The sequence below is a fragment of the Pedobacter sp. W3I1 genome (genome assembly GCF_030816015.1).
Lineage (GTDB): Bacteria > Bacteroidota > Bacteroidia > Sphingobacteriales > Sphingobacteriaceae > Pedobacter.
On record NZ_JAUSXN010000001.1, the window covers coordinates 3,532,371 to 3,545,843 of the forward strand.

At 35.9% G+C, this 13,473-nt stretch carries 13 protein-coding genes; all 13 read right to left on the bottom strand.

Going from position 1 to position 13,473, the window contains the following annotated elements; all coding sequences use genetic code 11:
- Positions 1–264 precede the first annotated feature (264 nt).
- The 13 genes from QF042_RS14635 to QF042_RS14695 all read right to left on the bottom strand — a co-directional run bounded on the left by QF042_RS14635 (position 265) and on the right by QF042_RS14695 (position 13,466).
- Positions 265–564, bottom strand: a complete 300-nt coding sequence (locus QF042_RS14635) for a hypothetical protein (protein ID WP_307529614.1) — start codon at positions 562–564, stop codon at positions 265–267.
- Between the two features lie 43 nt (positions 565–607).
- Positions 608–1,165 carry a hypothetical protein gene (locus QF042_RS14640; RefSeq protein ID WP_307529616.1) on the bottom strand — a complete coding sequence of 186 codons (558 nt, stop codon included), beginning with the start codon at positions 1,163–1,165 and terminating at the stop codon, positions 608–610.
- Positions 1,166–1,318: 153 nt separating this feature from the next.
- A complete protein-coding gene (locus tag QF042_RS14645; RefSeq protein WP_307529617.1) occupies positions 1,319–1,735 on the bottom strand; it encodes a hypothetical protein in 417 nt (138 codons plus the stop codon).
- A gap of 134 nt (positions 1,736–1,869) precedes the next feature.
- On the bottom strand, positions 1,870–3,798 hold the full coding sequence (locus QF042_RS14650) for a nucleoside-diphosphate sugar epimerase/dehydratase (RefSeq protein ID WP_307529620.1): 1,929 nt from the start codon (positions 3,796–3,798) through the stop codon (positions 1,870–1,872).
- Between the two features lie 31 nt (positions 3,799–3,829).
- Positions 3,830–4,888, bottom strand: coding sequence for a GNAT family N-acetyltransferase (locus QF042_RS14655; protein WP_307529622.1), 1,059 nt, complete (start codon positions 4,886–4,888; stop codon positions 3,830–3,832).
- A gap of 28 nt (positions 4,889–4,916) precedes the next feature.
- The gene (locus tag QF042_RS14660; protein WP_307529624.1) at positions 4,917–5,954 is read right to left on the bottom strand and encodes a GNAT family N-acetyltransferase; all 1,038 of its coding nucleotides are present in this window, start codon (positions 5,952–5,954) and stop codon (positions 4,917–4,919) included.
- A gap of 40 nt (positions 5,955–5,994) precedes the next feature.
- Entirely contained in the window at positions 5,995–6,489 is a 495-nt protein-coding gene (locus tag QF042_RS14665) for a GNAT family N-acetyltransferase (RefSeq protein WP_307529626.1), read from the bottom strand.
- On the bottom strand, positions 6,486–7,457 hold the full coding sequence (locus QF042_RS14670) for a hypothetical protein (protein WP_307529628.1): 972 nt from the start codon (positions 7,455–7,457) through the stop codon (positions 6,486–6,488). The genes QF042_RS14665 and QF042_RS14670 overlap by 4 nt, the downstream gene beginning before the upstream one ends.
- Positions 7,458–7,468: 11 nt before the next feature.
- Positions 7,469–8,272, bottom strand: coding sequence for a phytanoyl-CoA dioxygenase family protein (locus QF042_RS14675; protein WP_307529630.1), 804 nt, complete (start codon positions 8,270–8,272; stop codon positions 7,469–7,471).
- Between the two features lie 50 nt (positions 8,273–8,322).
- Positions 8,323–9,480, bottom strand: a complete 1,158-nt coding sequence (locus QF042_RS14680) for a glycosyltransferase family 4 protein (RefSeq protein WP_307529631.1) — start codon at positions 9,478–9,480, stop codon at positions 8,323–8,325.
- A gap of 78 nt (positions 9,481–9,558) precedes the next feature.
- Positions 9,559–10,962, bottom strand: a complete 1,404-nt coding sequence (locus QF042_RS14685; protein ID WP_307529633.1) for a polysaccharide lyase family 1 protein — start codon at positions 10,960–10,962, stop codon at positions 9,559–9,561.
- Positions 10,963–11,172: 210 nt separating this feature from the next.
- Complete coding sequence (locus QF042_RS14690) at positions 11,173–12,264, bottom strand: NAD-dependent epimerase (RefSeq protein ID WP_307529635.1); 1,092 nt, start codon at positions 12,262–12,264, stop codon at positions 11,173–11,175.
- 119 nt (positions 12,265–12,383) lie between these two features.
- Positions 12,384–13,466 carry a glycosyltransferase gene (locus QF042_RS14695; RefSeq protein WP_307529638.1) on the bottom strand — a complete coding sequence of 361 codons (1,083 nt, stop codon included), beginning with the start codon at positions 13,464–13,466 and terminating at the stop codon, positions 12,384–12,386.
- Positions 13,467–13,473 lie beyond the last annotated feature (7 nt).

The following is a 13,473-nucleotide window of genomic DNA, read 5'->3' on the forward strand; positions in this document are numbered from 1 at the left end:
ATACGTTAAAAGATTTCTCTCTCGAAAGTTCGGGATTGCGCTTCAGTCGAAATGACGACCGATTTTGAAATCTGTCATTGATAGTTTGTCGAAGGACCAGTTTAAATGCTTAATTAAGCGTTTCTACAGCTCACGTAACAGATTCGGATGGATTTTAACTTTACGTTACAACCTTTATTGCGTACGCTAACCCAGAAACAAGAAAAGGCTACTCCTTTCGGAGCAACCTTCCCGTATTTTTAATTGATAAAATAAACTGGAGAATTATTTTTTCCCACTCATATCCATAAAAATAGATTTAATGCCTTCTAAAAGCTCTTTTCTCTCGCTTGCCAGTACCAATGGAAACCATTCGTCGGTATGTAATTCTACAACATGCTCATGAATAAGATAATGCCTGCCTGATCTAACCCTTCGGCGATTACCAGGAATGATCGTTCCCGATAGCATTTTGACTATAATTTTCGTAATCATCCTGATGTATTTCGGAGAATCCTCATATTTACAATCAATAAAAAGGATCCACAATCCATTCATTGTATTGTATTGTATACTTGCTTTCATATTATGAAGCTTATTAAAGATGATTACTAAGGAATATCCGTTTTTATAAACTAAAGCCCCAGGCAATTCTGAAGCCTACAAAGTTGTTCGTATGGTCGCAGTGATAGAATTTGCCATTGCTTTCATAGCGTAATCCGGCATCGATGTAATTATTGTTGTGCAGATAAAATATCATTCCTGCTTGCGGCGCATATACAAATGCCGCTTTTTTGCCCTCAACACAATTTGTTTTATTTAAAAGGAAGGAAAAACCTATTTCCGATTGCAGATAAAGGTTACTTCTATAGAAATATTTTAAACCGGCTTTAACTGGCACAAGCTGTAAATCATCAACCAAATGGGAGTAATTGCCTGATACAAACATGTTATTGAACCCGGTATTTACCGAGGCATATAAAATGCTTTCGGTAATGGGAAATTCGGCCTGAACGGAAACACCCAGGGGTGCTTCATACTTTTCGGCCAAATAGCCAGTTGCCAAACCCGTTTCGATACCAACTGAGTACCGAATACCTGTACCACCATAAACCTGCGATTGTGCTTTTGCGCCTTGAAAAACGAACAATGGTAACAGTAGAGTTAATGCGTTAATTGTTTTCATGATTTCAAAATTTTAGTGAATAGAAATCCATCACCATAGCGCGTGCTTATGGTGAATTATTTAGAGAGATACTATAAAAAAAGGGAGAGTTCGCCAGGATGGTAAACCCTAAGAAGATATTAGTTTAAGATAAATTAAAATACCAGTAATGGCTTAAGAAATAGACCGATTGTTATTTCTTGGCATAGTATGATGTGCAACAGTTTCAGAAATATCCTTTTCAGTGTTGTTATGAATTAATATTTCGTTATATTTTTCAAGTAACTTGATGTATTTATTCATCCAGAAATATACAGAATTCGCATCACCTTTGGTTTGATCTTCTGTATGTGAATCAAAAGCTTCATTGATATAGTTACTGTTCTTAGAAAAAGTTTCGGGTAACTCAACAGAAAAATCGTGACCGATCACAGTACCTACTTTCCAAATAATTTCGGGATTTAGGCTTTTCTGATCAAACCAATTGTAAATAGTTCTTCTACTTACTTTTAATTTCCGGGATAATTCACTTATCCCCATTCTGTCTCTGCGTACAACACGCTCAAGAACCTGACCTACATTTAAACTCATAGCAGTTAATTTAATTTAAAATAAAACATTTAAATTCGATCAACAATCTGGGACGACTATTACTATTTAATGCAATTTAATAATTATTTCGCGAACAAAAATAAAATAATTTTATTAGGGTGTTTTTACGGTAATCAATTGGCAACCAACAGGTCTAATTCTTCAAATCTCGAATTATTACTGATGTAATCAGGTATAATTTCTTTCATTTTCTTAACCATATTCAGATCGTTGCCATCGTTGTTCAGTACAATCAGGTCTTTAATAATCTGATTAACGTACAAGTAATTGTAGGCTACTTTTTGCGATATTTTAATTTTTGGATGATGGGTAGGTATAATTTCTTCATCAATAAGCAAAAGTTCCTCGTACAGCTTCTCTCCAGGCCTCAACCCTGTAAACATGATATCAATATCAACATAAGGCGTTAAGCCTGCTAACTTGATCATATTTACAGCTAAATCGACAATCTTAACTGGTTTACCCATATCGAAAAGGTATATTTCTCCTCCTTTGCCCATTGCTCCCGCTTCCATTACCAATTGTACGGCTTCGGGAATGGTCATAAAGTACCGGGTTATTTCCGGATCGGTTACTGTAATGGGCCCCCTTTTTTCAATCTGGCTTTTAAATCTTGGAATAACAGAGCCATTTGAACCCAAAACATTTCCAAAACGAGTGGTCACAAAACGGGTGCATGATGCTTGTGTCGTAATTTCTCCTGTTGAAATAATCTCAGGGCTGTTTAGCGACTGAATATAAATTTCGGCTAAACGTTTGGATGCACCCATTACGTTGGTTGGTTTAACGGCTTTATCAGTAGAGATCATTACAAACTTTTCTACTCCAAATTCCATTGAAATATCAGCCATGTTTTTAGTACCCAGCACATTGGTTAAAATGGCCTCAGCCGGGTTATTTTCCATCATGGGAACATGTTTGTAAGCCGCAGCATGGAAAACAATTTCAGGTTTATAAAGTTCGAATAATGTTCTGATCCGGTTTACATTCTGCACATTGGCCATAAATATCTTCACATTTGCGGCGTTTAAGCTATCTTCCAGTTCTAGCTTTAAATCGTGAAGCGGCGTTTCTGCCTGGTCGCAGAGAATTACCGATTTAGGATTATACTGTAAGGCCTGCCTAACAATCTCCGATCCGATGGAGCCCGCAGCGCCTGTAACCAAAATACATTTACCACTTAAATCCTTCAGGATATTCTTTTTGTTGAGCTTAATCGGTTCGCGTTCTAACAAATCTTCAATTTTCAGATCGCGTAACTGGTGCGAATCTAACTTACCGTACAGCCATTTATCTGATGGTGGCACCATAATTACTTTAATGCCCTCGTTCACACAGATATCGATGATTTTCTTTTTGTTTAAAGTGTTTAGTGCATCTTCGGCAAAAAGTATTTTTTTGATATTGTGCTTTCCTTTTAATAGTTCAACCGAGCAAGAATGGTATACCTTTTTCTGCTCGAGGTATTTATCAACGCGATCCCTGTTATCATCAATAAAGCCAATGATGTTCAGGTTAGAATCTTCATTTTGTTCTATTGCTTTTTTGATCAGAATCGCTTTTTTTTCCGAACCATAAATCAGAATATTCTCTTTGGTCTCTGATTTGAGTTCTTTAAAAAAGAAAAACACCCCTTTTACCAAAATGCGCATGAGAATAAGCAGCGATGAGGAAATGAAAAAATTTAATATCAATGCTTTATCCATCTGGTGCCAAAGCAATTGAAACCGTTGCGAAAGTATTTTGTTTACGCTGATAAAGAGCAAACTGGTTACAAATACTGCCAGAAAAACCCTCAAAATATCTTCGGTATTGGAATACCGTATAATGCCGGTGTGTATTCTTAAAGAAATGAAAACACCTGCAGCAATGAAACAATAAAGTGCCACATAAACAGCATTACCAGAATTAAAAACGTCGACATAGCTTAAGGTATTGGTTAATACAATAGAGATAAACAATGTCCAAACAACGATCATCTGATCGATCAATAAAATTAACCACCTTGAGTGTGCTTTATCTGGAAAAAAGAACTTTTTCATAATTGAGAATCATTAAATATTTGTGTAAAGTTTATTGCGGCACCATTCTATAAAGAGGGAAAAAATCTGCATCTGCATGTATTTGGTTACCCGATTTTTCTACTAACTGATTGTAAACAGCCTTATTGGCAATAAAACGCCAAGTGTAATAGTCTAAAACCATATTCGAAAAACCAAGTTTCCATTCAAAAAGCGAATCTTCTTTAAAACCAAGCCCACCACCTAAATGATAGTATTTCATTTTCCATTTGCGCCCAAGCTCACTAATTTCATCGACCAAAAATTTAGCTGGAGAATTTTTAAGATAATTGATACTAGTCGCAATTAAGTGGCCTTGAATAATGCCTTTAGTGCATATAATGATACTGCCGCAAACAATATCCTCGTTTGAATAAACCAAGATTAGCTTGCAATCGAATTCTGTTGACTTAACCAGCTTAGTAAAGTACTCTTCAGTAAAAAGATAAAAATCTGTCGCACTGATGCGGTTCATATTAGACTGATAGAGCTTTGTGAATGCGGCAATATCTTTCTGTAAAGTAGCTTCTAGAGCAACATAACCAAACCTTCTACACTTCTTTATGCTATCTCTTGTTGTTTGCCGATATTGTTTCCGCTGTTCTTCTAAACTTTGTTGTAAGTTAATAGCTATTGTTTTTCCATTTTCATATATACCATCGGCTTTTTGTAACAGTATATTTTGATCGAAAAAAGGATGAAGCCTGGAAAAAACAGAAACGTAGCTACCTTTCTGTAAGAATGCTAAAAATGCAGATAGATAATTTTCTTTCAAATTATCGCTCATCTCCGCAAATTTCAGGTTAGAAACCGGGCCTGAATAACCGTAAACACAATGCAGATCGTAATATGGTGTATCCTGGATTGCACGTTCCAATAAAGGTATGGCGATAAAATTTTGGGCTTCGCAATACACAAATAAAATGGGCCTCCCATTGGTTGCCATAGCATGGTAGTGCCAGGTATGATAAAAATCATAATCGGCAGCCAGACTAATATACTTTATCCAATCATTCTTTTGTTGTAAAGTTAATTGCAAAGTAGTGCCTCTAGCATTATTTTCAATCAGCATATCCATTATAAAAAGAAATATTAATTAATTACGAAGCAATTACAGGACTACGGTAGAGTGGAAAAAAGTCAACATTTGAAAAAGGATCAAGCGATCTTTCGCTTAAAAGTGTATTGTATAATTCGTTATTGGCAATATACCGCCAGCTATTAAATTCGAAGCATAAATTAGAGAAACCCATCTTCCAGCCGAAAAGATTATCTTCTTTAAAATTAACGCCACCGCCCAGGTTAAAATATTTATATCCTAATTGCCTGCCAATTACAGTAATTTCATCAGTTAATAATTTAGCGGGAGATTCGAACAGATAGGTGGTTTTGGTAGCTAAAAGATGCACCTGCATAATTTCTTTTGTACAAACTACAATGGCGCCCGATATGGCAATACCATCTTTATACACCAAAAAAAGTTTGCTATCAAATTCATCAGAAGAAAGTAGCGCAACGAAATAGGCATTATTAAATAAGTAATGGTCTTTTGCGCCTATGCGAATCATATTCTCAGTATATATTTCAGAAAATATACTCGCGTCATTAATATCGGTTGAAATTCTGACTTCATAATCCCGCTTTCGTAAACGTCTGATTTTTTCCTTTACGCTTTTCCGGTAACCCGCCCGTTGGCTCTCAATGGTTGTGGTTAAATCAATTGCAACTGTTTTTCCATTGGCGTGTAGCCCAGAAAACTTCTTCATTAACCGCTCTTGATTAAAAAACGGATGTAATCTGGAAAAAACAGTTACGTTTTGTCCGGTTTCCAGAAAAGTGATGAATGTGCTTTTAAAGCGTTCCATAAAAGCATCATCCAGCGCATTAAAATCCATGTTTGAAATGGGGCCGGTATATCCATAAACCGATGTAAAATCAAAAAAATCGGAACCAGGGATATTTCTCTTTAAAAGTGGGAAGGCAATGTAATTTTCGCCTTCTTCGTACACAAACAATATGGGCAAACCGCTTTTATCTAAAGAGTGGTAATACCAGGTGTGATAAAAATCGTACTGTAGAGCACGCTTTACATAAGCAGACCATTCTTGTTTATCATCAATTGTAATAATCTTTCTCATTTTTGAGCTATTAAATTAGGGTAGATTTAAAGTAAATAGGTCAATTTGCGGTAAGTAAAACAGAAGAATTAATTACCATTTTTATAAAATCAGCCTGTTGCGAAACACGTTGAAAACCTACTTTTTTATAAATAGAATACGCAGCCAGGTTATCTGAATGTACTTCTAAAAAGATGTGTTTAAGATTAAGGTTATAAAAGGCATATTTTAATAACATTAAAGAAGCGTTATAACCTATACCCTTTCCCCAATATTTCTTTTCGCCAATAAAGAGGTGAAATTCTGCACTCTCATTGTCAATATCGAGTAGCTGAATGTTGCCTATATATTCATTCGTGTTTTTTACGCAGATAGCAAAGCGTTTTTCGTTGGACAGATCCAGCTTATTTAAAAGCCATTGTTTTTCAATTTCGACTGTAATGGGGTCCCTTAATACAAATTTGGTGTACGACCATACTTCAGGGTCGTTTCTCCATTTATAAGACACATTAGCATCTTTTAATTCTAGCGGCCTTAAGTAAATTTGAGTATTCATATGAACGGTTTTAAAGCTTTAACAATTACTTTCATGTCGGCTATGTTGTAGCGATGATCGATTGGTAATGAAACAAGATGCTTAGCCAGAAAGTATTCATAACTATCAATATGGGCCCATTCGTAAACATTAGGCCAATAGGTAGCCACAAATATTTTTTGATTGATGAGTTGCTGTTTTACAGATGGATCTTCTACCAAAAACGGGTAAACCATCGGTACATCTTCTCCTGAAAAGTTTAACCTCAAGATATTTTCCTGCCCTAAGTGCTCATCCAGGTAAGCAAAGTTCTTTCTTCTCCTATCGGCGCACTTATCGTAATCAATACCCGAAAGAATGGTTTCTGTTAATACCGACATCTTTTTTATTTCGTTATTGCACAGCTGTTTGTTGTTTTCTATATAATCAGTATAACCCTCTTCTATATTAATATCAATACTTTTAATCAGATGAGAGAACCGGTCTATTGATTGATCCTGTTTTAAATTTAGACCCAATGTTGTAGAGATATTAAGATAAGCACCATCGGGTACGCCGAAAAATTTCCGGCACGAGTAGAAGGTGTCGCAATTGTTTATTGGCTTGCAAAAAAAAGCTTGTGCATTATCTATAATCAGATTCTTGATTTCTTTGGCTAACTTTTTAACGGTTTCCGTTTTAAGGCCAAAGTAATTGGTATAAAGCAGGCAGCAACGTTCGCCTATCTCAAAATCTATAACCGGATCTAAATCTTCGTCAATATGGTAAAAGCGATAATGTATATTTAGTTTTTTGAGCGGTTCCAGCAAAACCTCGCAGGTATAGTATGGAAGATATATGGTGGTGTACTTTCTTATCCTTAACACATACTCCAACGCATTTCTGCCTGTATTAAGTGCAATTAAATCAGGGTAATAAAGCGCTCCTTTTGATAACTCGAGCGGTATGTAGCCACCAATAGTTTTAGGTGAGTGCGTTTCTCTTTCCATAGCATTATCTTCTACCCTTGATCTGTTTTATACATCCTGCTTTCTACAGGTTTATAATATTCCTGTAAACTGGCTGGTACCCTGGCATTATAACCAATAATCTGCCTTAAATCGTCATCTATTTTTTCGCCGAATTCATACCCCAAAAATCTCGGATAATCGAATTGTTGTTTAATATAAGGTTTAGTAAAACCTAAGGTTAGAGCTCTGCGTTGCTTACGGGTGAAATTGATGCCTCCTGCATGCCAGATATTGGAATCAAATAGTATAATACTTCCTTTTTTGGTAATCGCTTGTTTAGCGAAAGCTTTAAAATGCTTTTCTTCGGGTTTGATATCCAATTTATGAGAGCCCGATAAAAAGTGCGTGGCCCCATTAAATATGGTAAAATCATCAAGCACGATAATCATCTGGATCATAAATTTAGATTCAGAAGAAAACGTACGTACATCGCGATGGATATCCTGGATATAAGACTTGGTTTTTTTGGTATTAATTACGCCATTTATTCCATTAAGAATATAATTTCCACCCAAAAAATCACGGATTTCTCTGTGACAGTACAACTTACTCAAAAGCTCGATAGCGAAATTATCTTTCTCAAGCAAATGATGTAATGTTCCCTCCATATTTTCATCAATTCCATTTAAAACCTGTATTTCTCTTCTTAAAAGATAGGAAGTTTCGAAACCAGTCGTTATTTCTGAAATTAATTTCTGATTGATTGCCTTTTCATAGACAACCCATCCATATTCATCAATAGCTTCCCTAAAGTCGGCTAAAGTGGCCCGTTTGTAAATAAATGTATTGTTCACAATTTTAGGTTTAGTTTATTTATTTGGTTAGTTATTGATGCAAAGGGTGGTTAAGCCTGTAAATGCATAATCTTAAAGAGTTCTGCATTAACGATATTCACATCAAATTTTGTTTTTGCAAATTCATGTCCTTTGTTTCCAAAAGCAATAATAGCATCACTGTTATTCATAAAATATTCCATTTTATTGGCTAGTGCGCTTGCATCTTTAACCGGAATAAGAAATCCGTTGGCTTGCTCTGGGTCTTTATTAATGGTTTCCCGACATCCTACAGAATCGCAGGTAATCACAGCCCTACCTATGGCCATTCCTTCAAGCACACAGCGCGGAACGCCTTCTCCATAATAAGAAGGAAGCACCATTACCGAGGCTCGCTCAATATCGGGCCGCACATCATCAACCTGCCCCATGTATTGAATGGTATCTCCGTTGGCAATTTTTTGATATAGATCAGGCGCTATGGCATCAATGTTAGGATCATAGGGCCCAATCAGTTTAAAAACGGCTTGTGGAAACCGTTGTTTGATCAATTTAGCGGCATCGTAATATTCTTTAATGCCTTTTGCATTGATGAGCCTCGATACCATTAAAAAAGTTATGGGCGAGATACTGGGTTTGGAATAGTGATAGTGACTTAAATCTACACCCGATCCGTTGACCACATAAACCTGGTGTTTTTTATTCAGGATCTTCAGGTCGATTAAACGTTGAGAATCATCTTTGTTCTGAAAAATAATATTTAAATGTGGATTGGGCTTCAGACTCAGTTTTAATAAAAGCCTCGTTATTTTAACAATTAGTTTATTACTGGAAGAATTATCGGTAAAGTTATAACCCAAACCGGTAAGCATTGGGGCAATTAATTTAACCTTACATATTTTAGCTAAGAAAGAGCCATAAATAACAGGCTTAAAGGTGTAAGGAAAAAAAATATCGGGTTTTATTTGCCTGATGAGTTTATACAGCGAAAAAATAAACCTTAAATCGGATAAGATAGAAACATTACTACCGTCTAATTTACTTTCGTAGGTAATCACATTTAGTTCTTTTAGTTTACTTCGAACCGATTCTTGTTCAATTTTTGGCGTAAACACATAAACCTGATTATGTTGCTGCATCTTTTCGATTAGCTTCCCTCTAAAATCGAGCAGAGATCTGGAAGAGTCGCAAACGATAAAGATCTTTTTCCTGGTTATATTATTCATCATGTCAAAATTTTAATTTAAACTGCAAAGCCACCTATCCAGGTGGCTTATTGCAGAAAAAATATGAAGGTTTTGGTTTACCTACCTGGCACCAGCATTTGCCGTAACAATAGCAGGTACACTCGCTGCATCGTTAAGGAATGATTTGTAATCATACTCTGGAACCCAGGTAGAAACTGCCGTCGTTATATTGTTTGCACCACATTTATCGTAAATGTTGGTGGTAATGCCGCTAAAATATCCTTCCGGATCACTTGCCACTTTTGTAGTTAATGGTTTAACACAATTTGAGAAATACTCATTATCTGTTCTCACTATACCACCTGCTCTTGTACCAATAGAGTAACCAGCATTGTTAAGGTGATAGTTATTAAACATGTGCACGCTGCCATAGTTCATTGAAGGCTCTCTCTCTGTAATGTTGTACCACATGTTATGGTGCATGGTTACGTGCAGTTTACCTCTATCAGCTTCGTGACCTTCGATACCGCCACTAATTAATACTGATAGGTTGGTATCGTGAAATTTACTCCATGAAACAGTTACGTAATCAGATTCTCTGGTAATGGTAATATCTTTACCCCAATATTCCCAACCATGACTACGGTCTGTAGAGAAATCGCAGTGATCTACCCATACGTGGTGAGCAGCATCTTTAATTTGCACGGCTGCCTGCTCTACGTAATTTTTAAAGGTAATGTTCTGGATGATAATGTTGCTTACGGTATAAATAAATAAATTCACACCTTCAATAACAGCACCAGATCTGCCAATAATAGATTTGTTTGATTTTACATATACAATATCTTTACCAGCGCCTTTAATGGTACCGCTCACATAAATAGTACGTGTAATGTTATCACCAACAGCTGCTTTTAACTGGTCAAGTGTGGTTACTGTAGTTTCAACACCACCCTGGCCGCCTGTTGTTTTACCATTTACCAAAGCATAACCTGCTAAGGCTGCATTGATAGTTGTATTTGTAGGAGGAGGAGTTACAGTTTCTGCCGGTAGTAAAGCAGCACTTGTACCGCCCATTAAATAAGTATAAGAACGGCCATTAGTTCTTGGGTCGGTATTGTCAGATGCTGAAAATATTACCGTAGTACCCCAATGGCTAAACCTGCCTTTACCTAAATTCCTGATATCATCGTGTATACTATGGGCAGGACCTATTTCTACTCCGTTTTCAAATAATCGTAAAATTGATTGTTCTTTTGAGGTAGAATTGTCACCACCAGAAATTGATTGTGAAATTTTATATGCATAACCTCCTTCAGATTTTAATCCGGAAAGGCTTAATTGACCAGTACTGCCACTTGTAGCTGCTAATACTGATGCTGAATCGCCTGAAAACAATTCGGTACTGTCAGTCAAGGCGTCATCGGCCTTCACACTTTTTTTACAATTACTAAAGAAGATAATTGTTGATAATATTAAACCAATTAAACTCACTTTTTTAAACAATTTTGTCATTCTCTGCATTTTCTATTTTTTAAATTTACAACTTAACGCTATATGCGATAAATGAGTATACTTAAGAAAATGCAGTTAAAACGCTGATAATTAAATAATAGGCTTAATATTTGTTATTATTGATACTGTAAACCAATTGCTTACAGATAGTAAATTGACAGTTTAATAATTCAGTTTAATAAAATTTATAATACATCTAGTTTACACAGTCATGACAAACTAAATTACAACTCCAACTGTTTTAGGAACCAGCTGTAAATTAGGATGGTAAAATGCTGTAAACCAGTTTACAAAATTCTTTACACCTTTTTGTACAGAAACAGCGGGTTCATAATTTAATAAGTTTTTTAAATCATCTATATCTGCTGATGTTTCTGCTACATCGCCATCTTGCATGGGCATAAATATTTTTTGCGCAGTTAATCCCGTTTCTTTTTCAATTTCTTCTACAAAATCCAACAAGTTAACCGGTGCCCCTCTCCCAATGTTAAACACGGCAAAAGGTGCTGCAGATGTAGCTGGATCGGGGTTTTGATTATTCCAGTTTGGATTTGCCTGTGCTGGTTGATCAAAAACTCTTACAATACCTTCAACAATATCATCTACATAGGTAAAATCTCTTTTCATTTCCCCGTTATTAAAAACTTCAATGGGTTTACCTTCTAAAATTGCTTTTGTAAACAAGAATAAGGCCATATCCGGGCGGCCCCAGGGACCGTAAACTGTAAAGAAACGTAAACCAGTGGTTGGTAAATTAAATAAATGGCTATAAGCATGTGCCATTAATTCGTTGCTTTTTTTAGATGCAGCGTATAATGAAACCGGATGATCTACATTATCGTGTGCAGAAAATGGCATTTTTTTATTTAATCCGTAAACACTCGAAGAGCTGGCATATAATAAATGACCAATTTGGAAATGACGGCTACACTCCAGGATATTTAAAAATCCTTTAATGTTTGCTTCAATGTAGGCTTCCGGATTAGTTAAACTGTATCTTACACCTGCCTGAGCAGCCAAATTGCAAACCGCATCGAACTGATAGGTTTTAAAACAATTTTCTAAACTTTCTTTATCGCAGATATCTAATTTTATGAAAGTATAATTTTCATATCTATCACTTACCTGAGGAACACCATAAACCAAATTGGCATGGTTAATACCAGTTTGGGCCAAGCGGGCATGTTTTAGGTTCACATCATAATAATCGTTGATGTTATCAATGCCCACAACAACATCTCCTCTTTCCAATAAGCGTTTTGCCAAATGGAAACCAATAAATCCGGCTGTACCGGTAATTAAAATTTTCATAAAATTTAAGTTTGAGAAACAGTTAAGAATGGCCCCGAAAAAGGCTCGTTTGTTCGTTTTTAAGAATACAGCAAAGCATCCCATCAAAAAATGCGGCAATGGTTTGTTATATTTTCGGATTAGTTTGAGTGCTGTAAAGCGTTTAAAATAGATTGTGCAAATATTTCCGGCCTGCGGCTATATAAATACTGCATCGCAGTTTCAGAATTTTGATGTTGGTTTTGCTTTAATTTTTTGCCCATCGCCTCGGCAAGGGCTGCTACATTGTTTACTTCAACTTTGGCAATAGCCGGAATTTCGCTGATGCCCCCTGCGCAAAGTGTAGATACTACTACATTGTTTACCGACATCATTTCTAACAGCACATTCGGAAAACCTTCTTTTATGGAAGATACCACGCAAAGTTTTGCCTGTTTAAAATAAGGAGCCGGATTATCTACCTGTCCCTTTAAAAAAACCGAATCGCTTAAATTATTTTCCTGAATAATATTGGTTAATGATTGTCTTTCTTTTCCTTCTCCAAGCAACAGCAATTTCAGTTTAGGATAATCTTGCTGAATCATTTTAAAAGCTTTAATCAAAACCGGAAATCCTTTTTCCGGGATCAACCTTCCTGCGGAGCAAATAAAATCTAGTTTGGCGTCGCCATTAATTAAAGGCTGGGCAGATTTAGCAATAATCTTATTAAAATCGATGGGATTGGGTTGAACCAATATATTTTGCTTTGATAAAAATCTATTATGATCAAGCAGCTGTATTTTCATTAAGGCTGTTTGGCAAACCACTAAATCTACAGCCGGATAACCCATGCGGTAAATGATTTGATAAATGCGTTTTTTAATTCCGATAAAACGGGTAAAAACAGAAGTGCATTCGCGTACAATTAATTTAGACCTGAGATAACCTATACGTTTCAAAAAACCCAAAAAAGCATTTAAATACGGGTGTGTGCTCATGACCACATCATCCTTTTTATATTTTCTGAGTAGCGGTATCAATTTTATAAAACCCAAAAAAATTGTTTTCTTGGATAAGTATCTTTTAACAATGCCTTCCGAAATTTTAAGTCCTGTAAAAGCATGTTTCTTTAAAAAGTATATTTCGCCTTTAACAGCGGTCGCCATCATCAGCAGCACATTTTCAGCACCATTAGGAGCATCGGTTAACGAAATGAAAATCATTCTTTGTGCTGGTGTATTCATTTGGAAT

Bases quoted from the DNA above. Each gene is read 5' to 3' on its own strand.
- QF042_RS14635 (WP_307529614.1), bottom strand. From the start codon at position 564: ATGAAAGCAAGTATACAATACAATACAATGAATGGATTGTGGATCCTT.
- QF042_RS14640 (WP_307529616.1), bottom strand. From the start codon at position 1,165: ATGAAAACAATTAACGCATTAACTCTACTGTTACCATTGTTCGTTTTT.
- QF042_RS14645 (WP_307529617.1), bottom strand. From the start codon at position 1,735: ATGAGTTTAAATGTAGGTCAGGTTCTTGAGCGTGTTGTACGCAGAGAC.
- QF042_RS14650 (WP_307529620.1), bottom strand. From the start codon at position 3,798: ATGAAAAAGTTCTTTTTTCCAGATAAAGCACACTCAAGGTGGTTAATT.
- QF042_RS14655 (WP_307529622.1), bottom strand. From the start codon at position 4,888: ATGCTGATTGAAAATAATGCTAGAGGCACTACTTTGCAATTAACTTTA.
- QF042_RS14660 (WP_307529624.1), bottom strand. From the start codon at position 5,954: ATGAGAAAGATTATTACAATTGATGATAAACAAGAATGGTCTGCTTAT.
- QF042_RS14665 (WP_307529626.1), bottom strand. From the start codon at position 6,489: ATGAATACTCAAATTTACTTAAGGCCGCTAGAATTAAAAGATGCTAAT.
- QF042_RS14670 (WP_307529628.1), bottom strand. From the start codon at position 7,457: ATGGAAAGAGAAACGCACTCACCTAAAACTATTGGTGGCTACATACCG.
- QF042_RS14680 (WP_307529631.1), bottom strand. From the start codon at position 9,480: ATGATGAATAATATAACCAGGAAAAAGATCTTTATCGTTTGCGACTCT.
- QF042_RS14685 (WP_307529633.1), bottom strand. From the start codon at position 10,962: ATGCAGAGAATGACAAAATTGTTTAAAAAAGTGAGTTTAATTGGTTTA.
- QF042_RS14690 (WP_307529635.1), bottom strand. From the start codon at position 12,264: ATGAAAATTTTAATTACCGGTACAGCCGGATTTATTGGTTTCCATTTG.
- QF042_RS14695 (WP_307529638.1), bottom strand. From the start codon at position 13,466: ATGAATACACCAGCACAAAGAATGATTTTCATTTCGTTAACCGATGCT.